The organism is Castellaniella sp. (genome assembly GCF_004321985.1).
Taxonomy (GTDB): domain Bacteria; phylum Pseudomonadota; class Gammaproteobacteria; order Burkholderiales; family Burkholderiaceae_B; genus Castellaniella.
This window is the reverse complement of the sequence record NZ_SCQN01000058.1, coordinates 16,820-42,606: the sequence shown is the minus strand read 5'-3', so window position 1 is coordinate 42,606 and position 25,787 is coordinate 16,820. Positions and strand designations below refer to the sequence as shown.

Below are 25,787 nucleotides of genomic sequence, written 5' to 3'. Positions count from 1 at the left end.
CTGTCGGTTCCATCAGTTCCATCAGTCGGCCAGCCGCAGGCGGGCGCTCTGGGCATGAGCATACAGGCCTTCGCCCCGGGCCAGGGTATCGGCGATTCGGCCCAGGGTCTGCGAGCCGGTTTGCGAGACCTGGATCAGGCTGCTGCGTTTCTGGAAATCGTACACCCCCAGCGGCGATGAAAAGCGCGCCGTGCGCGCCGTGGGCAGCACGTGATTGGGCCCCGCGCAGTAGTCCCCCAGCGGTTCAGAGCTGTAGGCACCCAGAAAAATCGCGCCAGCATGGCGAATGTTGGGGAGCAGCGCCTGCGGGTCGCGCACGGACAGCTCCAGGTGTTCCGGGGCGATCCGGTTGACGATCTCGCAGGCATGGTCCAGATCCCGTACGTGGATCAGCGCGCCGCGCCGGGAGAGGCTGGTACGCAGGATGTCCACGCGCGGCTGGCGCGGTAACGCGTCCGCCATGGCCGCCTCCACGGCGTCCAGATAAGCGGCATCCGGACACAGCAGGATGGCCTGGGCAAGCTCGTCGTGCTCTGCCTGGGAAAACAGGTCGATCGCCAGCCATTCGGCGGGCGTGCTGCCATCGGCGAGCACCAGGATTTCGGACGGGCCCGCGATCATGTCGATGCCGACCGTACCGAAGACGCGCCGCTTTGCAGCCGCCACGTAGGCGTTGCCCGGGCCGGTGATCTTGTCCACGGCGGGCAGCGTCTGCGTGCCGTAAGCCAGCGCGCCGACTGCCTGTGCGCCGCCCAGGGCGAAGACCCGGTCCACGCCGCCCAGCATCGCTGCCGCCAGTACCAGCGGGTTGCGCGTGCCGCCAGGCGTGGGCGTGACCATGATGAGTTCCCGCACCCCCGCGACCTTGGCCGGGATGGCGTTCATCAGAACGGACGACGGGTAGGCGGCCTTGCCGCCCGGGACGTACAGGCCTGCCCGGTCCAGCGGCGTGATCTGTTGGCCCAGCATCGTGCCGTCGGGTTCGGTATAGGTCCAGGTTTGCGCGATCTGGTGTTCGTGGTAGCGGCGCACACGGTCAGCGGCGGCTTCCAGCGCGTGGCGCTGGTCGGCGGGCAGGCCGCCCAGCGCCGCCTGAAGTTCAGTGCGCGGGATTTCGAGTGCGGCGACGGAGTCGGCTGCGACGTGATCGAAGCGCCGCGTGTAGTCCAGCACGGCTGCATCGCCGCGCGTGCGCACGTCTTCGAGGATGTCGCGCACCGTGGTTTCGATGGCTTCGTCCTGGGATGCGTCGTAGGCCAGCAGGCGGGCCAGGGCCGCGTCGAAGTCCGCGGCGCGGGCGTCCAGGCGATTGATGAGAGGCATGGCTAGCTTGGGAAATCGAATTGAAATTGTGACCGTATGGACATTCTAGCGTATGGCGCTTGGCGCAGAGGCGCCGGCCCGTGGCAGATCGATAGTCCCCTTGGCAGCCGCCTGGCCGCCTTCGACGCGGACGGCCTTGCCACTTTCATGGTGAATGTGATAAATGTATCCCATGTGTTGTCAAAAACAACAGGTAAGATTACAGGTATCTCATCAGAGCCGCACAGAGGGGGCGATGAAATACAGCGAATTTAAACGGTGGTTGCTGAGAAGGGGAGTAAAGCTGGTTCCACACAAGTCTGGCAGCAGCCACTACAAAGCGACACTCGGTGATCGGATGACGATTTTTCCGGATCATGGCAGCAAAGAAATGGGCTCCGGGCTGGTCGACAAGATCAAGAAGGACTTGGGCCTGAAATGAAAAAGGATAGACTTGGGGGCTCGCGATCTGCCCGCTTGAGCCTTCCGGAAAAAAGGAGCTTCGCATGTTGATCTACCATTACACCCTGGTGCCGGACGACAATGGCACCCTGCTGATCCGGTTCCCCGAGGTACCGGAGGCTGCCGCAGTTGCTGAGACGGAAGCTGAGGTGCCGGTGCAGGCCGTCGACGGACTGGAGGCTGCACTGCAAATGTACGTTGACGCCCGGCGGCCTCTGCCTGTCGCTTCGTGCTTAACCGGACCGGCTGTGGCCCTGAGTACGGCCGTGACTGCAAAGTTGCTGCTCGCAGACGAGATGGTCCGCCAGGGGGTCCGCAAGGCGGATCTGGCTCGCTTGTTGGGGGTCCATCCGCCCCAGGTCGATCGCTTGCTCGACCTCGGGCACTCGTCCAGGATCGAATCAGTCGAAGCGGCTTTGTCCGCGCTTGGGCGGCACCTGGAGGTTGCTCTGGCCTGATGCCGGGTACCTGAGGCCTACGCCATCTGTGCGGAGGCCCGTTCGAACGCGTCCAGGATGGGCTGCAGGCGTGCGCCCTGCATCTTCAGGGCCGCCTGGTTCACGATCAGGCGCGAGGAAATCTGGCGAATTTCCTCGACTTCCACCAGATGATTGGCGCGGATGGTGCCGCCCGACGAGATCAGATCCACGATGGCATCGGCCAGGCCCACGAGCGGCGCCAGCTCCATGGAGCCGTACAGCTTGATCAGGTCCACGTGCACGCCCTTGGCGGCAAAGTGCTCGCGGGCCGCCCGGGTGTATTTGGTGGCGATGCGCAGGCGGGAACCCTGGTGCACCGCACCCTGGTAGTCGAAGCCCTCGGGTGCCGCCACGCACAGCCGGCAACGTGCGATGTTCAGGTCGATGGGCTGGTACAGGCCGCCCGGGTGCTGTGCTTCATGCTCGTAGAGCACGTCCTTGCCGGCGATGCCAAAGTCCGCCGCACCGTATTGCACATAGGTGGGCACGTCGGAGGCGCGCACGATGATGATCCGCAGGTCACCCGAGTCGGTCGGCAGGATCAGCTTGCGCGAAGATTCCGGGTTTTCGGGCACGCCGATGCCGGCCGCCGCCAGCAACGGCAGGGTCTCGTCGAAGATGCGGCCCTTGGATAGCGCAAGGGTGAGGGGTGCAATCGCCATGGAGTTTCACCTGCTAGTAGAGAGATCCGGATCATTGGATCCGCTGGATGTCGGCGCCTAGAGCCTGCAGCTTCCGTTCCATGCGCTCGTAGCCGCGGTCCAGATGGTAGATTCGTTCCACTGTGGTCTGGCCATGCGCAGCCAGCCCGGCGATCACCAAGCTGGCCGAGGCTCTCAGGTCGGTGGCCATGACAGTTGCGCCCAGCAGTTGCGGGATGCCTTTGACCACGGCCGTATGGCCATCGATCTCGATGTCGGCGCCCATCCGGCACAGCTCCTGGACGTGCATGTAGCGGTTTTCAAAGATGTTTTCGGTGATGACGGCGGTTCCCTCGGACAGGGTGTTCAAGGCCATCAGCTGCGCCTGCATGTCGGTCGGAAAGCCCGGGTATTCGCTGGTGCGAAAGCCCGTGGCGTGCGGCCGACTGGCCATTCGCGCGCGGATCCAGTCCTCGCCCGTGGTGATTTCCAGCCCCGTGTCGCGCAGCTTGTCGAGCACCGCGCCCAGGGTATCGGGCTTGGCCTGGCGCAGCGTGATGTCGCCGCCCGCAGCCGCCACGGCGCACAGGAAGGTGCCAGCCTCGATGCGGTCGGGCACCACACGGTGGTGCGCACCGTGCAGCCGGGACACGCCTTCGATCACGATGCGGTCCGTGCCCTGGCCTTCGATCCGCGCTCCCATGGTGCTCAGGACGTTGGCCAGATCCACGACTTCTGGTTCGCAGGCCGCGTTTTCCAGCACCGTGCGGCCTTCGGCCAGCGTTGCCGCCATGAGCAGGTTTTCCGTGCCCGTCACGGTGACCATGTCGGTGAGGATGTTTGCGCCTTTCAGCCGGGTGGCCTGGGCGACCACGAAGCCGTGCTCGATGCGGATGTCCGCGCCCATGGCCGCCAGGCCCTTGATGTGCTGGTCCACGGGCCGCTGGCCGATGGCGCAGCCGCCCGGAAGGCTCACGCGGGCGTGTCCGAAGCGGGCCAGCAGCGGCCCCAGCACCAGAATGGAGGCGCGCATGGTCTTGACCAGTTCGTAGGGCGCCTCCTGGCTGTGGATCTGGTTGGCTTGCAGCGTCACGCTTTCCTCGTCGTGGCGCTCGGTGCGCATGCCCATGCGCGCGAGCAGCGACAGCGTGGTGGCGATGTCGCGCAGCACCGGGACATTGGTCAGCTGCAGCGGCTCGTCGGTGAGCAAGGCGGCGCACAGAATGGGCAGGGCGGCGTTCTTTGCCCCCGAGATTCGGACTTCGCCCTTCAGTGGCCGGCCGCCCCGGATGAGCAGCTTATCCATTCTGCTGGTCGGCAGCGTATTCGGCGGGGGTCAGGGTACGCATGGACAATGCGTGGATTTCCTCGCGCATGCGTTCACCCAGGGCCTGATAGACCACCTGGTGGCGGGCCAGCGTGCGCTTGCCCTCGAACTCCTGGCTGACGATCAGGGCTTCGAAGTGGGAGCCGTCGCCGCGGACTTCCAGGTGCTCGCAATTCAGGTGATCGGCGATGTATTGGCGGACGTGTTCGGGTGTGGTCGGCATGGACTCAGCTCCGTAGTTTGTAGCCGCTGGTCAGCAGGCGTAGGGCGAACAGGCTCAGGACGACGGCGACGGCCAGTACGATCGCCGCGCCGCGCCAGGGGGAGACGTCCGACAGGGCGAAGAACCCATAGCGGAAGCCGTCGATCATGTAAAACACCGGGTTCCAGCGCGAGACTGCCTGCCAGAACGGCGGCAGGCTGTAGATGGAGTAGAACACCCCGGACAGGAATGTGGCAGGAACGATCAGGAAGTTCTGGAACGCGGCCAGCTGGTCGAATTTTTCCGACCACAGGCCGGCCACCAGCCCCAGCGTTCCCAGGATCCAGCACGACAGTACGGCGAAGACCAGCAACCACAAGGGTTCGTGCACGGGCAGCCGGACGAAGAACAGCGCCACCGCCCAGATGCAGGCGCCCACCATGAGGCCACGCGCGACCGAAGCCACCAGGTATGCCGTAAAGATCTGGCGGTGGGAGAACGGCGGCAGCAGCACGAAGATCAGATTGCCCGTAATGCGGCTCTGGATCAGCGACGACGACGGATTGGCAAAGCTGTTTTGCAGCATGCTCATCATCATCAGGCCTGGGACCAGGAAGGCCGTGTACGAGATCGCGCCGTAGACCTGGACACGGTCTTCGAGCACGTGCGAGAAGATGAGCAAATAGAGCAGGGCGGTGACCACGGGGGCGGCGATCGTCTGCGTGGCGACCTTCCAGAACCGCATGAGCTCTTTGTGCAGCAGCGTGGGGAAACCCGAGCCCATTGCCGGGCGGACCTGTGTGGTGGGGCGGATCATCGCTCGACCTCCAGCGCAGGTGTCTGGCCGACCTCGGGCCGCGTATCGTCACGGATCGTGTCGTCGTGCATGATGTGCACGAAGGCTTCTTCCAGATCGCCGCCGCCGAAGCGCGCCATGATGGCCTGCGTGGTGTCCAGCGCCACGATGTGGCCGGCTTTCAGCATGGCCACGCGCCCGCACAGGGCCTCGGCTTCTTCCAGATAGTGGGTCGTGAGCAGGATGGTGTGTCCGGCCTGGTTCAGCCGCGTGATGAAATCCCACAGCGTACGGCGCAGATCCACGTCCACGCCGGCCGTGGGTTCGTCCAGAATGATGACGGGCGGCCGGTGCACCAGCGCCTGCGCCACCAGCACACGCCGCTTCATGCCGCCCGACAGCGCCCGCATGTTGGTCTCTGCTTTGTCCAGCAGCCCCAGGTTCTCCAGGATCTCGTCGATCCAGTCGTCGTTGTGGCGCAGTCCGAAATAGCCCGACTGCAGCCGCAGCGTCTCGCGCACGGTGAAGAACGGGTCGTAGACGATTTCCTGCGGCACCACGCCCAGCGACTGGCGGGCGCGGCGGAAGTCTTTCACTACGTCGTAGCCGCAGACCTCGGCGCGGCCTTGGGTGGCGTGCGCCAGCCCCGCCAGGACGGAGATCATGGTGGTCTTGCCGGCGCCATTGGGTCCCAGCAGTCCGAAGAATTCGCCGTGTTCCACGGTCAGATTGATTTCGTGCAGGGCCTGGAATCCCTTGGCGACCGGGCGACCGAGCAGGCGGTCGCGCAATCGCTGGGGCGCGGGGGCATAAATTTTGGAGACGTGTTGCAGGTCTAGGGCGGGCATGGGCAAAGAGAGGGCCCCCAAAAGTGGGCCCAATTGAGCATTATAAGCGGTTCGTCATGTTCACCGCAGTCATTGCGACGGCCGCTGGTTGGTATTTGTCAATGCCGGCCAATCTTGCCAATTATTGGCAAGATTGCTACCATGAGTTTCATGAACACCATGAATATCTCACTTCCTGACACGCTGAGAGCCTATGTTGACGAGCAGGTTGATCGGCGCGGTTACAGCACGAGCAGCGAATATGTGCGCGAACTGATCCGCAGGGACCAAAGCCGTCAACATCTGCGCGGCCTGCTGCTTGCGGGGGCGGCGTCTTCGCCAGGTGAGCCCGTCAGTCAACCCTATTTCGAAGATCTGCGGCTGCGGGTGCGCCGTGCGAAATGAAGGAACTGCCCGTCGTCCCCAGGGCAATGGCCAATCGGGATGTCGACGAAGCCATTCAGTACTATCTTCAGGAAAGCGCCGTGTCAGCAGCGCTTGGCTTCATCGATGAATTGGAGAGAGCCTATGCCCATCTCTCGAGACACCCGGCCATGGGTTCAACGCGGTATGCCTACGAGCTTGACCTTCCTGATCTGCGGTGCTGGTCGCTAGGAAAATACCCGTATCTTGTGTTCTATGTCACGCGCGCCGATTACGTCGACGTATGGCGGGTTCTGCACGCTGTGCGCGATATTCCCCCCATGTTTTGCGATCCTGACGCGCTTTCCCGATGAGGCGTTGATCCTTTGGATCAGTGATTCACCTGCTGGTTCAATGCCTTGATCAGCCCGTCGATGCCGCTGCGGCCGATTTCTTCGGAGAACTGGTTGCGGTAGTTCTGGATCAGCCAGATCCCCTCGACGTTCAGGTCGTAGACCTTCCAGCCGTCGGCCGTTTTTTCCAGGCGGTAGTCCACCCCGATGGGGGCACCGTTGGGCTGCGACACGGTGGTCCGCACCACGGCATCGTTGGCGGCGTCATCGCTGCGGAATGGCAGCAGGGTGATCTTGGTGTTTTCCGTCACCCGCGTGAAGGCGCCGCTGTACGTTCTGATGAGGGTGCCGGTGAACGCCTTCACCAGTTCGGCCTGCTGGCCGGCTGAAGCCTGGCGCCAATAGCGCCCGGCGGCCAGCCGCGTCGTTTTGTTCATGTCCACATAGGGCAATGCGTACTTGCGCACGATGGTGGTGATGTGGCCCGTGTCGCCTTGCAAGGCCTGGGGGTCGGCCTTTACCGCGTCCAGCATGCTGTTGGCGACGGCCGTCAGGAAGACGTCCGGTGTTGCCTTCGGATCCACAGTGCGTTCTGCCGCCTGCGCGGCGCAGACGGCGCTTGCGCCCAGCACGACACCCAGCAAGCCCACGCGGGCCAGGCGATATGGATTCGGCAAGTGGCGAAAGAAAATCATTGAAGGCTCCAGCGTCCCGCCGCGAGGCGGGGTTCATCATGCTGCGTTACCGCAGCGGTTGACTGTCTGGGTCATCATAGACCGGAAGGTCCTGGTTCTGTGAAACCGGCTGTTGCTTCAGGTTGTCCTGGGTAGAGGCGTGTTCGCCGGCGCGGCGACTGTCCAGCATGGCCTTGCGGCGCTGCAGGTAGGCATCGCGAATGAAACTGTATTTGTCCAGCGCGACCTGATCCACCAGGCGGTCGGCCTCCAGCAGACCGGCCCGTGTGTCCACGATGTACAGCCCGACGACGGAATTGCGCACCGGCACGTCGTCGATGGCAAAGATCGCCGCCGTGGGCGAGATCGGCGAGGCGAAGCTCACGGCCGTGCCGGTCGCGTCACGTACCGTGCTGGGTCCCAGGAATGGCAGCACGAAGTAGGGACCAGCGCCAAAGCCCCAGACCCCCAGGGTCATGCCGAAGTCGTTGGGGATCTTGCGTGCGCCGTTCATGGAAGCCACGTCGATGCAGCCACCCAGCCCCATCGTGCTGTTGAACAGCACGCGGCCCAGCGTGTCCACGAAGTCGCGTCCGCGTCCTTGCAGCAGACTGTTGATGCCCGACCAGACGTCGCCCAGGTTGCCGAAGATATTGTGAATACAGGTGCGTACTGGGCGGGGCGTGACCTTTTCGTAGCCGGTGGCGATGGGTTTGAGGAACGCGCGATCCACCGTGTCGTTGAAGGCGTACATGCCGCGGTTGTAGGACTCCCAGGGGTCATTGGGCGACGGGTGCTGCACATGGGCGCAGCCGGCCAACAGAGCGGCGGTTGCCAGGCCGAGGCACAGCCGCGTGAGCGGGCCTCGCGGGCGGTTGGCGCGGGTGGTGTCGCCGGAAGAATCAGGGAAGGTAAGCGAGAAAGGACTCATCATGAGTTCAGTTTAAATGCGTTTGTCGCGTGTTGTAACGTCTGCATGCGTCCTGCCCCGCGCTGCCCTGCCGGACCATTCGGGGCGGGCCGTCACTGTGCCGATGGGGCGGTCGGCGCGGGGCGCTTTGCCGCCGCAGGTGGTGCAGATGCTGCCGGCGTTGCTGTGGCGCCTTGGCTGCCAGAAGTCGCCGAACCCTGTTTTTCCGCCGAGTTGTACAGGAATTTGCTGATCAGGTCCTCGAGCACGACCGCCGACTGGGTGAACTGGATCTGGCTGCCGTCCTTCAGGGGTTTGTCGTCGCCGCCCGGCGTCAGGCCGATGTATTGTTCGCCCAGCAGGCCGGAGGTCAGGATGGAGGCCGAGGTGTCGTCCGGAAACTGGTACTGCTGTTCCAGGTTCATGGTCACTGTCGCCTGGAAGCGTTTGTTGTCGAAGCCGATCGCTGCGACCCGCCCGACCACGACCCCGCTGCTCTTGATGGGCGCGCGCACCTTCAGCCCGCCCACATTGTCGAAGTGAGCCTGGATGCTGTAGGTCGGTGCAAAAGAGAACGAGCTCATGTTGCCGGCCCGCAGGGCCAGGAACACCAGCGCAATCAGGCCCAGCAGAATAAACAGGCCCACCCAGAAATCGGTTCTTTCGCGTGTCATGGAATCGTTCCGTCAATCGCTATCGTTTTCAGACAAGTATCGCCCATCGCCGGCTGTCAGGGTTCAGTTGGAGAACATCAGCGCCGTGAGCAGAAAATCCAGCCCCAGCACGGCCAGCGCCCCGTTGACCACCGTGCGCGTAGTTGCGCGGGAGACGCCTTCTGGTGTCGGTTTGGTGGTCCAGCCCTGGTAGAGGGCGATCAGGGTCACCACGACGCCGAAGACGATGCTCTTGATGACGCCGTTCAGCACGTCTTTGACCACGTCCACGCCGCCCTGCATCTGCGACCAGAAAGCACCCGGATCGATGCCGATCAGCACCACGCCGACGAACCAACCGCCGATGATGCCGACCATGGAGAACACGGCGGCCAGGACGGGCATGGCAATCACCCCGCCCCAGAAGCGCGGCACCAGCACCCGGCGGATGGGGTCCACGGCCATGACCTCCATGGCCGAGAGTTGTTCACCCGCCTTCATCAGGCCGATTTCCGCTGTGAGCGACGTCCCCGCCCGACCGGCAAAGAGCAGCGCCGTCACCACCGGGCCCAGCTCGCGGGTGAGCGACAGCGCCACCAGCAGCCCCAGGGCTTCTTCAGACCCGTAGCGGTTCAGCGTGTAGTAACCCTGCAGCCCCAGCACGAAGCCCACGAACAGGCCCGACACGCCGATGATGAGCAGCGAATGGTTGCCGATGAAGTGCACCTGCTGGCTCGTCAGACGCGGGCGGCGCCAAAGGATGGTGCTGCGCGCGATGATGGCGCCGAACAGCCGGACGAAGGCCCCCAGGCCCGTGATCATCGTGATGAGGCCGCGCCCCAGCGCCGCGATGGAATGGGTGAGGTTCATGCGCCGATCGCCTCCCGGCGGTGCGCCAGCCAGCGCTCGAAAGCGGGCGTGAGCGGATAGTGGAAACCGATAGGCCCGTCCGGGCGGCCCTGCAGGAACTGCTGCAGATATTCGTCTTGCGAGGCCGACAGTTCGGCCGGTGTGCCGTGCGCGATCAGCCGGCCCTGGCCGATCAGGTAGATCTGGTTCGCGATGGGGAGCGATTTGCCCACGTCGTGGGTGATCACGATGGACGCGCAGTGCAACTGGTCTGTCATCGTGCGAATGAGCTGTGCGGTGATACCCAGCGAGATCGGGTCCAGCCCGGCGAAGGGTTCGTCATACAGAACGAGTTCAGGTTCCAGCACCACCGCGCGGGCCAGCGCCACACGCCGCGCCATGCCACTGGAGATTTCCGCAATGCGAAGGTGTGCGGCATGACGCAAGCCGACCGACTGCAGCGTGGCCAGCACCCGTTCCAGGATCTGCGATTCGGAAATGCAGGTGTGCTCGCGCAGCGGGAAGGCCACGTTTTCGAAGACGTCGAGGTCCGTGAACAGCGCGCCGCCCTGGAACAACACCCCCATGCGCTGGCGGACCTTCAGCAGGGGTTCGCCGTGCAGCGCCGCCATGTCCTGGCCAAAGACCTGCACCGTGCCGGCACGCGCGTGCAGCTGCCCCGTGGCGGCCCGCAGCAGCGTGGTCTTGCCCGATCCGGATCCGCCCATCATGGCCACGACCTGGCCCGGCAGGACCTGCAGATCAATGCCGCTCAGGACGGTGAAGTCGCCGTAGCCCAGTGAAACGCCGTCGAACTGTACGATGGGGGTGGGGTGAGGTGTCATGGGAATTCGTTGAAGCCGTCATCCTGGATTGTACCGGCGGGCGTGTCGGCCTGCTCGCGCAAGTGTGACATTCTTGGGGGGGCCGGCTCAGGACAGGAGTTCGGCGTAGCGCTGGTCGGTGATGTACTGGTAGGCGCTCTCGATGTCGTCATGCAGTGCCTGGCGTGCCGCCGCCACATCGCCGCGTTCCACGGCGACAATCATCGCCTCGTGGTGCGCCACGGCTGTTTTGTTCCGCGTGCGTGCTGAGCCCGACCGCAGGTCGTAGTTGAGGATGGGGCCGATTCGCAACCATAGCGATTCGATGATCTTCACCAGCATCGGCATGTCGGACGCCGCATACAGCGAGAAGTGCAGCTGCTTGTTGAGCAGGATCGCTTCACTCAGGCTCGCGCCCCCGCTGTCCATCTGTCTGGACAACGTCTGATTCAGGGTTCGCAGCGACTTTATCAGATCAGGCGTTGCACGCGGGACGGCCTGCGACACCGCGAACCCTTCCACTTCCAGCCGGATGGTCGTGATTTCCCGGAACTGGCTTGCCGACAGGGTGGGGACGCGCACTGACCGGTTGGGCGCCACTTCCAGCGCGTGATCGGCCACCAGCTGGTAGACCGCCTGGCGCACCGGCGTCATGCTGACGCCTAGCACTTCAGCCGTCGAGCGCAGCGACAGCAGTTCGCCAGGCATGACCTTTCCCGTCAGCAGCATCTCCTTGATCTGCTGAAAGACGTGATCGCCCAGTGTTTCGCGCTGCGGTATTGGCTTGAGCAGTGAATTCATGGGATCAAATTGTAAGTCTAGCGAAAACCCTAGTGTGATCTGTGATCACAGATAGATAACATAGAACAGCTCAGTGAGGCACGTCAAAAATCCACAGGAGACGACTATGTCGAACACAGAAGTGACACCCAGCCGTAGCGGCATCAGCCGGCGCGGTTTGTTCAAGGCCGGCGCGGCAGGACTGGTGACCGGACTGGCGGGCGCGGTTCCGTTCGCGCGCTATGCGCTGGCCGCAGAGCCCATCAAGATCGGCGTCCTGCTATCGAAGTCCGGACCCTATGCCGTCCAGGGCGAGCAAGGTTACAACGGCGCGACGATCGCCGTGGCCGATGCCAAGAGCGAAGTCCTGGGGCGCCCGATCCAGCTGGTCTGGCTGGACGAAAACGGTCCCCAGACCACCCAGCAGAACATGCTCCGTCTGGTCCAGCAGGAAAAGGTCGTGGCGGTACAAGGCGGCATCTCCAGCGGCGACGTCCTGGCCATCATGCCCGTCGCGGAACGGGAAAAGACGCTGCTCATGGCGACTGGCCCCAATGCCACGGAAATCACGGGTGAAAAGTGCGGCCGCTACACGTTCCGTGTGGACCTGCCCAATTATGAGACCGTGCGCAGCATCTACCCGACGTTCTCCAAGAACGGCAAGAACTGGTATTTCCTCTACGCCTCCTACGCTTGGGGGATCGACGGCTACAAGCAGATGAGCGCCCTGCTGACGGCAGACGGCGGCAAGATCGCTGGCGCAGACCAGACGCCGCTGGGGACCACGGACTACAGCTCGTTCATCCTGAAAATCGTCGCCGCGAAGCCGGATGCCGTCTTCGTGGGCTTGGGCGGCAGCGACCTGACCAATTTCCTCAAGCAGTTCAAGCAGATGGGATTGACCGGCAAGATCCCGGTCTCTTCGCTGATCTGCAACGACACCGACCTGTGGTCGGCGGGCCCCGAGGCTGCGACCGGCCTATACCCGAAAATCTGGAATTACACAGGCGCACAGAACACCGAGCGCAGCCATGCGTTCGCCAAGGAATACCAGGCGAAGTTCAAGTCGGCCCCGGAAGCCGAGGCCTGGCAGGACTGGTTCGGCACCACGGCCATCATCACGGCCATCCGTGAGACGGGTTCCACTGATTCCCGCAAGCTGGTCGAGTTCCTCGAAGGCCACAAGTTCGATGGCTTCAAGAGGGATGCCATGTACTTCAGGTCCTGGGACCACCAGCTCATCCAGCCCACGCTGATTGCGAAGGTCAAGTCCAAGATCACCGACAAGTACGACTACTTCGACATCCTGGAAGAAGTCCCAACGAAGGGTCAGACCGTGGACGAGCTTTACGGCTCCCAAAAAGAGTCCTTGTGCAAGATGCCGGCACTGTAATCGGGCCCTTGGGCGCGCCGGGTCCGTGACGGGCCCGGCGTCCGCCCGCCACAGAGGTATTTGTTGATGAACGTTACGCTGCTTGCGTCACAGCTCATGAATGGGCTGGTTTTAGGGTTCCTGTTTGTGCTCATCGCGGTGGGCATGTCCATCATCTTCGGCATGCTGGGGCTGGTCAATTTCGCCCATGGCGCATTTTTTGCGTTGGGCGCCTACCTGGCTTTGAGCCTGCGGCCCTTCCTGGGCTTCGGCGGGGCGCTGGTGGTGGCCCCTCTGCTGGTCGGTGCCATCAGTCTGATCGTCGAGCGAACGTTATTGCGGCCGCTCTATGACAAGGAGCCGCTGCTCAGCCTGCTGCTCACGTTCGGCCTGGCCCTGTTCATCGAGGAGCTCATCCGCACCATCTGGGGTGCTGCTGGCCATCCCTTCGACACGCCGGCGTTTCTGTCGGGGTTCCTGAAGTTCGGTCCGGTATTCGTGACCCAGTACCGGCTTGCGGTCCTGGTGGCGACCATCCTGATTCTGGTGGCGACCTGGCTCTTTCTCGAAAAGACCCCCTACGGCCGCATCGTGCGGGCTGGCTCGCGTGATCCCGACATGGTGAGCATGCTGGGCATCAATCTGAAACGGGTCTTCATGTTCATTTTCGCACTGGGTTGTCTGCTGGCAGGGGCCGCCGGGGTACTGGCCGCCCCCCTGTGGAGTGTGGTGCCGTCCATGGCCGAGCAGGCCATCATGCCCGCATTCGTCGTGGTCGTGATCGGTGGCCTGGGCAGCCTGCGAGGCGCGGTGGTGGCTGGGCTGATGGTCGGCATCGCCGTGGCGTTCACCATTCAGTTCTGGCCGGTCGCCTCCACCTCCGTGATGTATGTGCTGATGATCATCGTGCTCTTGCTGTTTCCACGAGGGCTGTTTGGTGAACGCTGGGAGCGTTTCGAATGAACAAGTTGCTGCAACGGGGACTCTCCCATCCGGTCGTCATACTGGCCATCGTCTTCATCCTCATGCCCTGGGTGATGACCGCTGCGGGCTCCACCGTGAGCCTCGCAACCATGGTGGTGATCTACACCCTTTACGGGATCGCCTATAACCTGCTGCTGGGTTATACGGGCATGGTCTCGTTCGGCTCCTCGCTCTTCTTCGGCATGGCGAGCTACGCAAGCGCGCTGTTCGCGCTGCATGTGTCGCAGAACGTGGTGCTCTCCCTGATTGTCGGCACGGCCTTTGCTGCGCTGCTCGGGCTGTTGGTGGGCGGGCTGGCCCTGCGCCGCAGGGGCCTGTATTTCGCCCTGCTGACGCTGGCCTTCACGCAATTGTTCTATGAAATTTCCTTCCGCTGGACGAGCCTCACGGGCGGGGAAAACGGCCTTCAGGGCGTACTGCGCCCGGGACTGGAGAACGGCTGGCTGTATTACCTGTTCTGCGCCGTCATTGTGCTGTTCTGCGCCTGGCTGCTGGATCGCATCGTGCACTCGCCGTTTGGACGCGTGCTGCAGGCTATTCGCGACAATGAAAAGCGCGTGCAGTATCTGGGCTACGACCCTTGGGGCTACAAGCTCAGCGCCATGGTGCTGCACGCGGCCTTCATCGGCCTGGGCGGCAGCATGCTCTCGATGCTCATCCACGGGGCGTACGCCGACAACCTGAACTGGCAGCACGCCGGCGATCCCATCATGATGATCCTGCTGGGTGGCATCCACCACTTCCTGGGACCGCTGTGGGGGGCGATCATCTACATCAACCTCAGTGACCAGCTGAGCTCCTTCACCGAACACTGGTGGCTCATCTTCGGGGCGCTGATCATCGCCGTCGTGCTGCTGTCGCCGGAGGGGCTGAGCGGCGTCTATGCGCGGCTCAGGGGCCACAACCGGTGGACCCTCACGCGCACGCCACTGCCAGCCATGCCGTCCACCTTGGCTGACCCGTTCGCGACCCAGCGGTCGGTCGAGCACCAGACCATTCTGGAAGTCAATCATCTGAGCAAGCGCTTCGGGTCCGTGGTGACTGCCGACGACATCAGTCTCAAGATCACCGCCGGTACCGTGCACAGCCTCATTGGGCCGAACGGCGCGGGCAAGACCACGCTCTTCAACATGCTGACCGGCCTCATTCCCCATGACCAGGGGAGCATCACCTTCAAGGGCCAGGACATCGGCGCGCTGAAGGTTCATGAGCGGACCCGGCTGGGGATGTCGCGCTCGTTCCAGGTGGTCAGCTTGCCGGCCAATTTGACGGCGCTGGAGACCGTGCGGGTGGCGGCGCAAGCCGGGTCTCCCCACAGGGCTTCGCTCTGGCGGGATGCCTACAGTCTGTCCGAACCGCTGGAGCGGGCCTGGGGGTTGCTGAAGGTCGTGGGCCTGGCGGACAGGGCCGGTGAAATCACGACCAATCTCCCCCATGGCGAGCAGCGGCTGCTGGACATCGCCGTCACGATGGCCACGAGCGCGGAGCTGCTGCTTCTGGACGAACCGCTGGCGGGGTTGGCTGATGCCGACCGCGAGCGCATCGGTGCGTTGATCCGCCGATTGGCCGGTCATTACACGATCTTTCTGATCGAGCACGACATCGACCGGGTGATCGCGCTCTCCGATCGCATCACGGTGCTGCACCAGGGCCGCATGATTGCTGACGGGGACCCACAGACCGTGGTGAGCGATCCCGAGGTCGTCAAGGCCTATCTGGGCGAGGATCAGACCGAGTCCGGGTCCATCGCGCCCTCGCTGGCAGGCAAGCCTGCAGTCCCATCCGGCAAGCCGATTCTGGCGTTGAAGGACGTGGTGTCGGGCTACGAGGGGAGCAGCGTCCTGGATGGCCTGTCGCTCGAGGTCCGGGAGGGCGAAGCCATCGCGCTGCTGGGCCGCAACGGGGTGGGCAAGACCACCACGCTCTACACCATCATGGGCCTGCTGAGCGCGAGCGGCGGCAATCTGCAGTTCGACGGAACCGACATCACAGGGATGCCACCCAATCACATCAATCGCCTGGGGCTCGCCATCGTCCCGCAGGGGCGACGGGTATTCCCCAACCTCACCATTCTCGACAATCTGCTGGTCGCCCGCCGTCCGGGGGGCTGGGACGTGAAGGACGTGTTCGACCTGTTCCCGAAACTCGGGACGCTGCAGACCTCGTTGGGGGGCAATCTCAGCGGCGGCGAACAGCAGATGCTGGCGATCGCGCGCGCTCTGATGGCACCCGCGAAACTCATTCTGCTCGATGAGCCCTTCGAGGGGCTCGCCCCCGCGATCGTCAAAGAAGTGCTGGAGGCGGTGGTCGAACTGCGCAAGCGCACCAGCATCCTGCTGGTGGAGCAGCGCATCGATCTGGCTCTACAGATGGTGGACCGAGCCTACATCATGGTGAATGGCCGCGTGGCGTACGAAGGGACGGCAGCCGACTTGCAGCAGAACAAGGAACTTCAGGTGAAGTTCCTGGGTGTGTGATGGTGATGGATTGCAGTGCGTTCAAATCGAGGGAAGCATGTTTGAAGAAAATGGTATGAAGGGCCGCAAGGTCCTGATCACGGCCGGCGCGAGCGGCTTGGGTCTGGAAATGGCGAAGGTGTTTTCGGCGGCTGGCGCCAAGGTATTGGTGTGCGATGTGAACCAGCAGGCCCTTGATCAGGCACGCGCCGGGATTGCCGGGCTGCACACCACGGTTGCCGACGTCTCCGACGAGGCGAGCGTCGCCGCCCTGTTCGAGGAAGTCCGCAACCGCCTGGGTGGGCTGGACGTCCTGGTGAACAACGCAGGGGTAGCCGGCCCCACCGGCTATGTAGAGACGCTGAGCAAGAGCGACTGGGATCGGACGCTGGCCATCAACATCACCGGGCAGTTCCTGTGCGCGCGGCTTGCGGTGCCGCTGCTCAAGCAATCCAAGGCCGGTGTCATGATCAATCTGTCGTCGGCGGCGGGACACCTGGGTTTTGCCGGCCGTTCGGCCTATGCGGCTTCCAAGTGGGCCGTCGTCGGGTTCACCAAGACGCTGGCCATCGAACTGGGCAAGTTTGGCATCCGGGTCAATGCGATTCTTCCGGGTGCGGTCGAAGGCCCGCGCATCCGTGCGGTCATCGCGGCCAAGGCGAAGACGCTGGGCGCACCAGTCGAAGAGATCGCACGCGCCTACGAGGATCAGTCGGCCATGGGACGCATGGTCTCGGCGCGCGACATTGCCAACATGGTGCTGTTTGCCGCGAGCGACGCCGCTGCCAGCGTCAATGGCCAGGCACTGGCCGTGGACGGCCTGACACAGGCACTGATCTGATCGCTGGAGACCGACATGGATGTTGCAGTCATCGGTAGCGGGCTCATCGGCCAGGCCTGGGCCATTGTCTTTGCCCGGGCCGGGTATGGCGTCAGGCTGTGGGATGGGGATGCCCAGGCACGTGCGCGTGCGGTGGAACTCATCGCCGGACAGGCCAGGATGCTGGTGCAGCAGGGTCTGCTGGATGATGCGGATGGGCTGAGCGCGCGCGTCCGGGTGTGCGATACGCTCGCGCAGTCCCTGGAAGGCGTGGCCTACGTCCAGGAAAATCTGCCTGAAAAGCCCGAACTCAAGCGCGAGATCTTCCGCCAGATGGACGCCCTGGCGGCCGCCGGCACGGTGCTCGCCAGTTCGACTTCCAGTATTCCAGCCTCAGTATTCACCGAGGATCTTCCGGGACGCGGCCGATGTCTGGTCGCGCATCCCGTGAATCCGCCTTATCTCATTCCGGTGGTCGAACTGTGCGGCGCGCCGTGGACGGACGCCGCGACCATCGAGGCCGCTCGCCGCATCCAGTCCGGCGCGGGTCAGAAACCGGTCATCGTGCACCGGGAGCTGGAGGGCTTTGTGCTCAACCGCCTCCAGGGCGCACTGTTGCGCGAGGCATTCCGTCTGGTGCAGGATGGCACCATCACGGTCGAGGACCTGGACGTCACGGTCAAGGACGGACTGGGCTTGCGCTGGGTCTTCATGGGGCCATTCGAGACTATCGATCTGAACGCGCCAGGGGGTGTTGCCGACTATTGCACCCGCTACGGCGGCATGTATGCCTCGATTGCCCAGGAGCAGCGAGACTGCGAGCGCTGGCCCGACGATACCGTGCACGAAGTCGAACGGCAGCGGCGCGAGCAACTGCCCGAGTCCGAGCTGCTGCAGCGCCGCTTGTGGCGTGATCAACGGCTCATGTCCTTGCTGCGGCACAAGCGGCAGGCCGAGGCCGAGACTCCGCCCAAGGATTGAACGCGATCCGATCTGTCACCCGGTGCAGGCCAGCGATCGGCCTGCGCCGTTTCACCCTTTATGCCACACAGAGGAAACATCATGGCCCACACACACAAAGCCATCATCACCTGCGCCGTCACGGGCGCCATTCATACACCCAGCATGTCGCCGAATCTTCCGGTGACCGCTGATGAGATCGCCGAGGCCGGCATCGCAGCTGCAAAGGCGGGCGCCGCCATCCTGCACCTGCACGCCCGCGATCCGAAGGACGGCCATCCTTCCCAGGACCCCGAACTCTTCCGTCCGTTTCTCACGAAGATCAAGGCCACTACCGACGCGGTCATCAACATCACCACGGGCGGCAGCCCGCACATGACCGTCGAAGAGCGCATGCGGCCGGCCATGACGTTCAAGCCGGAAGTTGCCTCGCTCAACATGGGGTCCATGAATTTCGGTCTTTTCCCCATGCTGCAGCGCTTCAAGGAGTTCAAGTACGACTGGGAGCGCACTCACCTCGAAAACAGCCGCGACCTGATCTTCAAGAACACGTACAAGGATATCGAGACGATCCTGACGCGGGGGACGGAGAACGGCACGCGCTTCGAGTTCGAGTGCTACGACATCAGCCACCTCTACAACCTGAAGCACTTCTATGATCGCGGCATCGCCAAGGGGCCGCTCTTTATCCAGTCGGTCTTCGGCATTCTGGGTGGGATTGGCCCCGACCCCGAAGATCTGATGCACATGCACCGCACCGCCGACCGTCTGTTCGGCGATGACTACCGCTGGTCCATCCTGGGCGCCGGGCGCAATCAGATCCCGCTGGCCACCATGGGCGCGGCCATGGGTTCCAACGTGCGCGTGGGCCTGGAAGATTCACTGTGGATCGGACCGGGCCAACTCGCTGCGTCGAACGCGCAGCAGGTCAGCCGCATCCGGGTGATCCTCGAAGCCCTGAACATCGAAATCGCCACGCCGGACGAGGCGCGCGAAATCCTGCATCTCAAGGGCCGCGACAAGGTCAACTTCTGAGCAGTACAGCCGCCCGTTTCCCGGGCGGCTGTATGTGGGGCCCGCGGCCGCGCCTATCTCGGCAGCAGCGAGCTTCCCATCAGGTATTCGTCCACCGAGCGTGCGCACTGCCGGCCTTCGCGGATGGCCCAGACCACCAGCGATTGCCCGCGGCGCATGTCGCCGGCCGAAAACACCTTCTCGCGGCTGCTGCAGTAATCGTCCGTGTTGGCCAGCACGTTGCCGCGCGGGTTGACGCTTACGTCGAACGCATCCAGCACAGCGCGCACCGGGGACACGAATCCCATGGCGAGCAGCACCAGATCCGCCTGCATCTCGAAGCGCGAGTCCTTCATTTCTTTCATCTTCAGCTGGCCGGTGGCGCGGTCCTTGGTCCATTGCAGGCGCGATGCCACCAGTTTTTCGACCTTGCCGCCCTTGCCCTCGAAGGCCTGCGTGCCCACTGCCCAGTCGCGCTGGCAGCCTTCCTCGTGCGAGGTGGACGTGCGCAGCTTGATCGGCCAGTAGGGCCAGGTCAGCAGCTTGTCTTCCTGATCAGGCGGACGCACCATCAGTTCGAATTGCGTGACCGAGGCCGCGCCCTGGCGGTTGCTGGTCCCCACGCAGTCCGAGCCGGTGTCGCCACCGCCGATCACGATCACATGCTTGCCCTTGGCGTTGATGGGCTTGGCGATCCGATCGCCATGGTTGATCTTGTTCTGCTGGCGCAGGAAGTCCATGGCGAAGTGCACGCCACGCAGGTCCCGCCCGGGGATGGGCAGGTCGCGCGGATGCTCGCAGCCGCCCGCCAGCACGACCGCGTCGAACTGGGCCAGCAGATCGTCGGCGTCCACCACCGTCAGTCCTTCGGGCGCGTTTTCGGCGCGGCCCACGTAGGTGGACGGCAGGAACTCGATGCCTTCGGCTTCAAGCTGCGCCAGACGCCGGTCGATGTTGACCTTCTCCAGCTTGAAATCCGGGATCCCGTAGCGCAGCAGGCCGCCGATCCGGTTGCTCTTCTCGTACACAGTGACCTGGTGGCCCACGCGTGTCAGTTGCTGTGCACACGCAAGGCCCGACGGACCGGAGCCGATCACGGCCACCTTTTTGCCGGTCTTGCGCGCCGGCGGCTGCGGTACCACCCAGCCTTCGGACCAGCCGCGCTCGATGATGGTGTGCTCGATGGACTTGATGCCCACGGCCGTGTCGTTCAGGTTCAGCGTGCAAGCCGCCTCACAGGGCGCCGGGCAGATGCGGCCGGTGAATTCCGGGAAGTTGTTGGTGGACAGCAGCACGTCCAGCGCCCGCTTCCAGTCGGACTTGTAGACCAGGTCGTTGAAGTCCGGAATGATGTTGTTGACTGGACAGCCGTGGGTGCAGTACGGCACGCCGCAGTCCATGCAGCGCGCCCCCTGGATGCGCGCCTCTTCTTCCGTCAGCGGCTTGATGAATTCCTTCCAGTGATGCAGACGCGCCTCGGGCGGCTCGGTGGCCGGCTTGACCCGCGCGTATTCCATGAAACCGGTAATCTTTCCCATGATGTGTGTTTCCTTTACGCGGCCTTTGCGTGGGAGGCTTCCCAGAGCTGACTCAAAACGCGGCGGTATTCGGTGGGGGTGACTTTGACAAAAGCGCGGTAGGCCTGAGCCCAGTCCTCCAGAATTTCGCGGGCGCGGAAGCTCCCGGTGTAGCGGAAGTGGTTCTCAAGCAGGCGGCGCACAATGGTCTCGTCGGTCTCACGCTCACCGTGGCGCACCAGGCTGTGCCAGAACTGGCGCTCGCCTTCAGAGGATTGCTGCGCGTTGGTTTGTACCGGTTCGAGCACCACCATCTCGGTGTTGCAGCGCTTGGCGAAGACGTGCTCCGGGTCCCAGACATAAGCCACGCCGCCCGACATGCCGGCGGCGAAGTTGCGCCCGGTCTCGCCCAGCACCACCACGGTGCCGCCCGTCATGTATTCGCAGCCATGGTCGCCCGTGCCTTCGGTCACGGCCGTGACGCCCGAATTGCGGACGGCGAAACGCTCGCCCGCGACCCCGTTGAAATAGGCCTCGCCTTCTGTGGCCCCATAGAGCACCGTATTGCCGGCGATGATGTGATCCGGGCCGAAGCCACGGAAGTCGTTCGGCGAGCGCAGGATGAGCCGCCCGCCTGACAGGCCCTTGCCCACATAGTCGTTGGCTTCGCCCACCAGGTCCAGCGTGATGCCGTGCGCCAGGAACGCGCCGAAGCTTTGGCCGGCGGCGCCGTTGCACTGGATGTGGATGGTGTCGTCGGGCAGCCCTTCGTGGCCGAAGCGGCGTGCCACCTCACCCGAGAGCATGGCGCCGATGGTGCGGTTCTTGTTGCGCACCGGGACGATGAAGGAGACTTTCTCGCCACGCTCCAGCGCCGACTTGCTGCGTTCGATCAGCTGGTGATCCATCGCGAGTTCCAACCCGTGATCCTGCAGCTCCGTGTTGTGGACCGGATCGGTGGTGGACACCTGGTAGAACACGCGGCTGAAGTCCAGCCCGTGCGCCTTCCAGTGGTCTATGCCTTTGCGCATGTCCAGCAGGTCCGCGCGGCCGATCAGTTCATCGACGGTGCGGATGCCCAGTTGCGCCATGATTTCGCGCATTTCTTCGGCCACGAAGAAGAAGTAGTTCACGACGTATTCGGGCTTGCCGTTGAATTTCTTGCGCAGCACCGGATCCTGGGTGGCGACCCCAGTGGGGCAGGTGTTCAGGTGGCACTTGCGCATCATCACGCAGCCTTCGACCACCAGCGGTGCGGTGGCGAAGCCGAATTCGTCGGCGCCCAGCATGGCCGCGATGGTGATGTCGCGCCCGGTCTTCATCTGGCCGTCGGCCTGCACGCGGATGCGGCTGCGCAGCCGGTTGAGCACCAGTGTCTGCTGCGTTTCGGCCAGACCGATTTCCCAGGGAATGCCGGCGTGCTTGATCGAGGACAGGGGTGAGGCGCCCGTGCCACCGTCGTGCCCGGCGATCACCACGTGATCGGCCTTGGCCTTGGCCACGCCGGTCGCCACTGTGCCGACGCCGACTTCGGCCACCAGCTTGACGGAGATCGATGCCTTGTCGTTGACGTTCTTCAGATCGTGGATGAGCTGGGCCAGGTCCTCGATGGAATAGATGTCATGGTGCGGCGGGGGCGAGATCAGCCCCACACCCGGTACCGAGTAGCGCAGTTGCGCAATGTAGTCCGTGACCTTGTGGCCCGGAAGCTGCCCGCCTTCGCCAGGCTTGGCGCCCTGCGCCATCTTGATCTGGATCTGGTCGGCGCTGCACAGGTATTCGGCCGTGACGCCGAAGCGCGCCGAGGCGACCTGCTTGATGCGCGAGCGCAGCGAATCGCCGGCCGCCAGCGGGATGTTCGCGACCACGCGGTCTTTGCCCAGCACGGAGGCAATGGTGTCGCCCTTGCGTACCGTGGGCTTGCCGTTGCGCATCTCGGCGCGATAGCGCATGGGGTCTTCGCCGCCTTCACCCGTGTTCGACTTGCCGCCGATGCGGTTCATGGCCACGGCCAGCGTGGTGTGCGCCTCGGTGGAAATCGACCCCAGCGACATGGCGCCCGATGAAAACCGCTTCACGATTTCCTTCGCGGGTTCCACTTCGGACAGCGGGATCGCTTTGGCCGGGTCAACCTTGAACTCGAACAACCCGCGCAGCGTCATCAGGCGCTTTGATTGGTCGTTGATGAGCTGGGCGTATTCCTTGAAGGTCGAATAGTCGTTCGATCGCGTGGAGTGCTGCAGCTTGGCGATGGAGTCCGGCGTCCACATGTGCTGTTCGCCACGGATCCGGAAGGCGTAGTCGCCGCCTTCGTCCAGGCGCGTGGCCAGCACCGGGTCGTTGCTGAAGGCTGCACGGTGCGTGCGCAGGGCCTCTTCGGCCACCTGGAAGATACCGATGCCTTCGATGTTGCTGGGCGTGCCCGGGAAGTACTTCTTCACCAGGCTGCTGTGCAGGCCCACGGCTTCGAAGATCTGCGCGCCGGTGTAGGACATATAGGTCGAGATGCCCATCTTGGACATGACCTTCTTCAGGCCCTTGCCGATCGCCTTGATGTAGTTATGGGTGGCTTCCTCCGGGTTGGGGAATTGCGCCAGCGATTCCAGCGCGAGCCATGGGTGTACGGCTTCGGCGCCGTAACCGCCCAGCAATGCGAAGTGGTGCGTCTCACGTGCCGAACCGGTCTCCACGATCAGGCCCGTGCGGGTGCGCAGGCCCGTGTGGATCAGATGCTGGTGTACGGCCGACGTGGCCAGCAGCGCCGGGATGGGCACGCGGTCGGCATCCACCTTGCGGTCGCTCAGCAGCAGGATGTTGTAGCCGCTGCGCACGGCGTCGGCGGCGCTGGCGCACAGCGAGGCCAGGCAGGCTTCGATGCCCTGCGCCCCCCAGGCGACCGGGTAGCTGATGTCCAGCTCCAGGCAGCGGAATTTGTCGCTGCTCTGTTCGCTGATGTGGCGCAGCTGCGCCATGCCTTCTTCGTCCAGCACGGGCTGGCTGATTTCCAGCCGCAGCGGCGGGTTGACGTTGTTGATGTCCAGCAGATTGGGCTTGGGGCCGATGAACGACACCAGCGACATGACCAGTTGCTCGCGGATCGAGTCGATCGGCGGGTTGGTCACTTGGGCGAACATCTGGCGGAAGTAGTTGTAGAACGGCTTCGGGCGGTCCGACAGCACCGTGAGCGCCGCGTCGTTGCCCATGGAGCCGATCGCTTCCTGGCCGTTCGTGGCCATGGGCTGCAGGATGAACTTGAAGTCTTCCTCGGTCCAGCCAAAGGCTTGCTGGCGGTCCAGCAAGCTGGCCGTGGGCACCGGCGGTTCCTCGGCCTTCAGCGGCGGCAGGTCTTCCAGCTTCAGGCGCAGGCGTTCGATCCATTGCGGGTACGGGTGCGCGTTGGCGAGCTGCGACTTGATTTCCTCGTCTTCGATGATGCGGCCCTGCTGCAGGTCGATGAGCAGCATCTTGCCCGGCTGCATGCGCCATTTCTTGACGATGCGGTGCTCGGGGATCGGCAGCACGCCGGCTTCGGAGGCCAGCACGACGAGATTGTCGTCCGTGATCAGGTAGCGGGCGGGGCGCAGGCCATTGCGGTCCAGGATGGCGCCGATCTGCCGCCCGTCGGTGAAGGTGATGGCCGCCGGCCCGTCCCAGGGTTCCATGAGCGCGGCGTGATATTCGTAGAAGGCGCGACGCGACTCGTCCATGTCCGCGTGCTGTTCCCAGGCTTCGGGGAGCATGATCATCATGGCGTGCGGCAGCGAATAGCCCGACATCACCAGTAGCTCCAGGCAGTTGTCGAACGTCGCCGTGTCGGACTGCCCTTCGTAGACGATGGGGTAGAGCTTGGACAGGTCTTCGCCCAGGACCGCGGAGCGCATCTCGCCTTCACGCGCACGCAGCCAGTTGAAGTTGCCCTTTACCGTGTTGATCTCGCCGTTGTGCGCAATCATGCGGTAAGGGTGAGCCAGCGGCCAGGCCGGGAAGGTATTGGTGGAGAACCGCTGGTGCACCATTGCCAGCGCCGTCACCGCCCGTGTGTCGGTCAGGTCGCGGTAGTACTGACCCACCTGGCCGGAGAGCAGCAGGCCTTTGTAGACCACGGTGCGAACCGAAATCGATGGGACGAAATATTCCTGGCCGTGCGTGAGCTGCAGGCGCTGGATGGCGTGGCTGGCGGTCTTGCGGATGACGTAGAGTTTGCGTTCCAGCGCATCGGGTACCATGATATCCGGCCCGCGCCCCACGAAGAGCTGGCGGATCACCGGTTCACAGGCGCGCACCGTAGGCGACATTTCCATCTCGTGATCGATGGGTACGTCGCGCCAGCCCAGCACCACCTGGCCTTCGTCGCGCACGGCGCGTTCCAGCTCGCGTTCACAGGCCAACCGCGAGGCCGTTTCCTTGGGCAGGAACACCATGGCCACGCCGTAATCGTCGGGCAGCGGCAGCGTCACGCCTTGTGCGGCCATCTCTTCGCGGTAGAGCTGGTCAGGAATCTGGATCAGGATGCCGGCGCCGTCGCCCATCAGTTCGTCGGCACCCACCGCTCCCCGGTGGTTCAGATTTTCCAGGATCTTCAGCCCTTGCTGAATGATGGTATGGCTCTTGTGTCCCTGGATATGGGCCACGAAGCCCACCCCACAGGCGTCGTGTTCGAATTCAGGGTGATAGAGGCCTAGCGTGCTGGACGCAGTGCGGGTCGCGGAGTCAATCATGACGACACTCAAAGAAAGGTGGAGGAGGCCAGTTACCGACGCCGGCAACCGACCCGAGCCAAAAAACGGGACACGGTGCGTGACCACACAGGGTGCAGCCATGCGGTGTACAGCCAATTAGGGCACGGTGTGCGGCTGCATGCGGGTCACCGGTCTCTCTTCTGAGTGCATCCGGAGGCGGCTCGTTGCGATCACGCCTACTGACCATCGTGCATGCTGCAGCGCACCGTGGAAGACAAAAGTTACGCCGGGTGGACCGTGCTGGCAATAGGGTTTCATTTGATACGTCCCCATTTATAGATTTGTTTGGATTTATTGAATAAAAATAGGGACGCATGTATTACGTTGGCTTGCATGAATTTACCGGCAGTTCGTGGGTGTTCGTCGGCTCATCGGGTGTTTCCTGATGTTGCGTAAATATTTGCATCTTTTTGGCGGTAGTGTCGGGAGTTGCCGCCACTCGGCGTGTGCTGGAATCGCCATGAATCCGTTCAGTTCCGCGTT

The 25,787-nt window shown here is 63.6% G+C and carries 24 protein-coding genes; 10 read left to right on the top strand and 14 right to left on the bottom strand.

The window, feature by feature from the left end:
• Positions 1-21: 21 nt before the first annotated feature.
• Complete coding sequence (gene hisD, locus EPN31_RS15320; protein ID WP_291775043.1) at positions 22-1,323, bottom strand: histidinol dehydrogenase; 1,302 nt, start codon at positions 1,321-1,323, stop codon at positions 22-24.
• Between the two features lie 235 nt (positions 1,324-1,558).
• Here hisD and EPN31_RS15315 point away from each other — a divergent pair, with 235 nt between their 5' ends.
• Both EPN31_RS15315 and EPN31_RS15310 read left to right on the top strand, forming a co-directional pair.
• A complete protein-coding gene (locus EPN31_RS15315) occupies positions 1,559-1,744 on the top strand; it encodes a type II toxin-antitoxin system HicA family toxin (RefSeq protein ID WP_291775040.1) in 186 nt (61 codons plus the stop codon).
• A gap of 64 nt (positions 1,745-1,808) precedes the next feature.
• The gene (locus EPN31_RS15310) at positions 1,809-2,222 is read left to right on the top strand and encodes a type II toxin-antitoxin system HicB family antitoxin (protein WP_291775037.1); all 414 of its coding nucleotides are present in this window, start codon (positions 1,809-1,811) and stop codon (positions 2,220-2,222) included.
• A 17-nt stretch (positions 2,223-2,239) separates the two neighbouring features.
• Here the strand turns inward: EPN31_RS15310 and hisG are convergent, their stop codons facing one another.
• Genes hisG through EPN31_RS15285 form a run of 5 tightly spaced genes read right to left on the bottom strand, consistent with a single transcriptional unit; the run spans position 2,240 to position 6,057 of the window.
• Positions 2,240-2,905 carry an ATP phosphoribosyltransferase gene (gene hisG / locus EPN31_RS15305; RefSeq protein ID WP_291775034.1) on the bottom strand — a complete coding sequence of 222 codons (666 nt, stop codon included), beginning with the start codon at positions 2,903-2,905 and terminating at the stop codon, positions 2,240-2,242.
• Positions 2,906-2,936: 31 nt separating this feature from the next.
• Positions 2,937-4,190 carry a UDP-N-acetylglucosamine 1-carboxyvinyltransferase gene (murA, locus tag EPN31_RS15300; protein WP_291775031.1) on the bottom strand — a complete coding sequence of 418 codons (1,254 nt, stop codon included), beginning with the start codon at positions 4,188-4,190 and terminating at the stop codon, positions 2,937-2,939.
• Entirely contained in the window at positions 4,183-4,434 is a 252-nt protein-coding gene (locus EPN31_RS15295) for a BolA family protein (protein ID WP_291775028.1), read from the bottom strand. The genes murA and EPN31_RS15295 overlap by 8 nt, the downstream gene beginning before the upstream one ends.
• A gap of 4 nt (positions 4,435-4,438) precedes the next feature.
• Positions 4,439-5,230, bottom strand: a complete 792-nt coding sequence (locus tag EPN31_RS15290) for an ABC transporter permease (RefSeq protein WP_291775025.1) — start codon at positions 5,228-5,230, stop codon at positions 4,439-4,441.
• The gene (locus EPN31_RS15285; protein ID WP_291775023.1) at positions 5,227-6,057 is read right to left on the bottom strand and encodes an ABC transporter ATP-binding protein; all 831 of its coding nucleotides are present in this window, start codon (positions 6,055-6,057) and stop codon (positions 5,227-5,229) included. Before EPN31_RS15285 ends, EPN31_RS15290 begins: the two co-directional genes overlap by 4 nt.
• A gap of 150 nt (positions 6,058-6,207) precedes the next feature.
• Here EPN31_RS15285 and EPN31_RS15280 point away from each other — a divergent pair, with 150 nt between their 5' ends.
• Both EPN31_RS15280 and EPN31_RS15275 read left to right on the top strand, forming a co-directional pair.
• The gene (locus EPN31_RS15280) at positions 6,208-6,441 is read left to right on the top strand and encodes a type II toxin-antitoxin system ParD family antitoxin (RefSeq protein WP_291775331.1); all 234 of its coding nucleotides are present in this window, start codon (positions 6,208-6,210) and stop codon (positions 6,439-6,441) included.
• Positions 6,438-6,773: a type II toxin-antitoxin system RelE/ParE family toxin gene (locus EPN31_RS15275; protein ID WP_291775020.1), complete on the top strand. Its 336-nt coding sequence runs from the start codon at positions 6,438-6,440 to the stop codon at positions 6,771-6,773. The genes EPN31_RS15280 and EPN31_RS15275 overlap by 4 nt, the downstream gene beginning before the upstream one ends.
• Before the next feature lie 17 nt (positions 6,774-6,790).
• Here EPN31_RS15275 and EPN31_RS15270 read toward each other — a convergent pair whose 3' ends face one another.
• The 6 genes from EPN31_RS15270 to EPN31_RS15245 all read right to left on the bottom strand — a co-directional run bounded on the left by EPN31_RS15270 (position 6,791) and on the right by EPN31_RS15245 (position 11,463).
• A complete protein-coding gene (locus EPN31_RS15270) occupies positions 6,791-7,447 on the bottom strand; it encodes a phospholipid-binding protein MlaC (RefSeq protein WP_291775017.1) in 657 nt (218 codons plus the stop codon).
• A 46-nt stretch (positions 7,448-7,493) separates the two neighbouring features.
• Positions 7,494-8,360, bottom strand: coding sequence for a VacJ family lipoprotein (locus EPN31_RS15265; protein WP_291775015.1), 867 nt, complete (start codon positions 8,358-8,360; stop codon positions 7,494-7,496).
• Positions 8,361-8,449: 89 nt separating this feature from the next.
• Positions 8,450-9,010: an outer membrane lipid asymmetry maintenance protein MlaD gene (gene mlaD / locus EPN31_RS15260; RefSeq protein WP_291775012.1), complete on the bottom strand. Its 561-nt coding sequence runs from the start codon at positions 9,008-9,010 to the stop codon at positions 8,450-8,452.
• A 63-nt stretch (positions 9,011-9,073) separates the two neighbouring features.
• Positions 9,074-9,859: a lipid asymmetry maintenance ABC transporter permease subunit MlaE gene (gene mlaE / locus EPN31_RS15255; protein ID WP_291775009.1), complete on the bottom strand. Its 786-nt coding sequence runs from the start codon at positions 9,857-9,859 to the stop codon at positions 9,074-9,076.
• The gene (locus EPN31_RS15250; RefSeq protein WP_291775006.1) at positions 9,856-10,683 is read right to left on the bottom strand and encodes an ABC transporter ATP-binding protein; all 828 of its coding nucleotides are present in this window, start codon (positions 10,681-10,683) and stop codon (positions 9,856-9,858) included. The genes mlaE and EPN31_RS15250 overlap by 4 nt, the downstream gene beginning before the upstream one ends.
• Before the next feature lie 87 nt (positions 10,684-10,770).
• Positions 10,771-11,463 carry a GntR family transcriptional regulator gene (locus EPN31_RS15245; RefSeq protein ID WP_291775003.1) on the bottom strand — a complete coding sequence of 231 codons (693 nt, stop codon included), beginning with the start codon at positions 11,461-11,463 and terminating at the stop codon, positions 10,771-10,773.
• 106 nt (positions 11,464-11,569) lie between these two features.
• Here EPN31_RS15245 and EPN31_RS15240 point away from each other — a divergent pair, with 106 nt between their 5' ends.
• The 6 genes from EPN31_RS15240 (at position 11,570) to EPN31_RS15215 (ending at position 19,069) form a co-directional block, all read left to right on the top strand.
• Positions 11,570-12,835, top strand: a complete 1,266-nt coding sequence (locus EPN31_RS15240) for an ABC transporter substrate-binding protein (RefSeq protein ID WP_291775000.1) — start codon at positions 11,570-11,572, stop codon at positions 12,833-12,835.
• A gap of 66 nt (positions 12,836-12,901) precedes the next feature.
• Positions 12,902-13,777, top strand: a complete 876-nt coding sequence (locus EPN31_RS15235; RefSeq protein WP_291774998.1) for a branched-chain amino acid ABC transporter permease — start codon at positions 12,902-12,904, stop codon at positions 13,775-13,777.
• Positions 13,774-16,275 carry a branched-chain amino acid ABC transporter ATP-binding protein/permease gene (locus tag EPN31_RS15230; RefSeq protein WP_291774995.1) on the top strand — a complete coding sequence of 834 codons (2,502 nt, stop codon included), beginning with the start codon at positions 13,774-13,776 and terminating at the stop codon, positions 16,273-16,275. Before EPN31_RS15235 ends, EPN31_RS15230 begins: the two co-directional genes overlap by 4 nt.
• A 37-nt stretch (positions 16,276-16,312) precedes the next feature.
• Positions 16,313-17,095 carry an SDR family oxidoreductase gene (locus EPN31_RS15225; RefSeq protein WP_291774992.1) on the top strand — a complete coding sequence of 261 codons (783 nt, stop codon included), beginning with the start codon at positions 16,313-16,315 and terminating at the stop codon, positions 17,093-17,095.
• A gap of 15 nt (positions 17,096-17,110) precedes the next feature.
• Complete coding sequence (locus tag EPN31_RS15220; RefSeq protein ID WP_291774989.1) at positions 17,111-18,055, top strand: 3-hydroxyacyl-CoA dehydrogenase; 945 nt, start codon at positions 17,111-17,113, stop codon at positions 18,053-18,055.
• 81 nt (positions 18,056-18,136) lie between these two features.
• Entirely contained in the window at positions 18,137-19,069 is a 933-nt protein-coding gene (locus tag EPN31_RS15215; protein WP_291774986.1) for a 3-keto-5-aminohexanoate cleavage protein, read from the top strand.
• A 53-nt stretch (positions 19,070-19,122) separates the two neighbouring features.
• Here the strand turns inward: EPN31_RS15215 and EPN31_RS15210 are convergent, their stop codons facing one another.
• On the bottom strand, positions 19,123-20,586 hold the full coding sequence (locus EPN31_RS15210; RefSeq protein ID WP_291774983.1) for a glutamate synthase subunit beta: 1,464 nt from the start codon (positions 20,584-20,586) through the stop codon (positions 19,123-19,125).
• Between the two features lie 14 nt (positions 20,587-20,600).
• A complete protein-coding gene (locus tag EPN31_RS15205) occupies positions 20,601-25,283 on the bottom strand; it encodes a glutamate synthase-related protein (RefSeq protein WP_291774980.1) in 4,683 nt (1,560 codons plus the stop codon).
• Positions 25,284-25,787 lie beyond the last annotated feature (504 nt).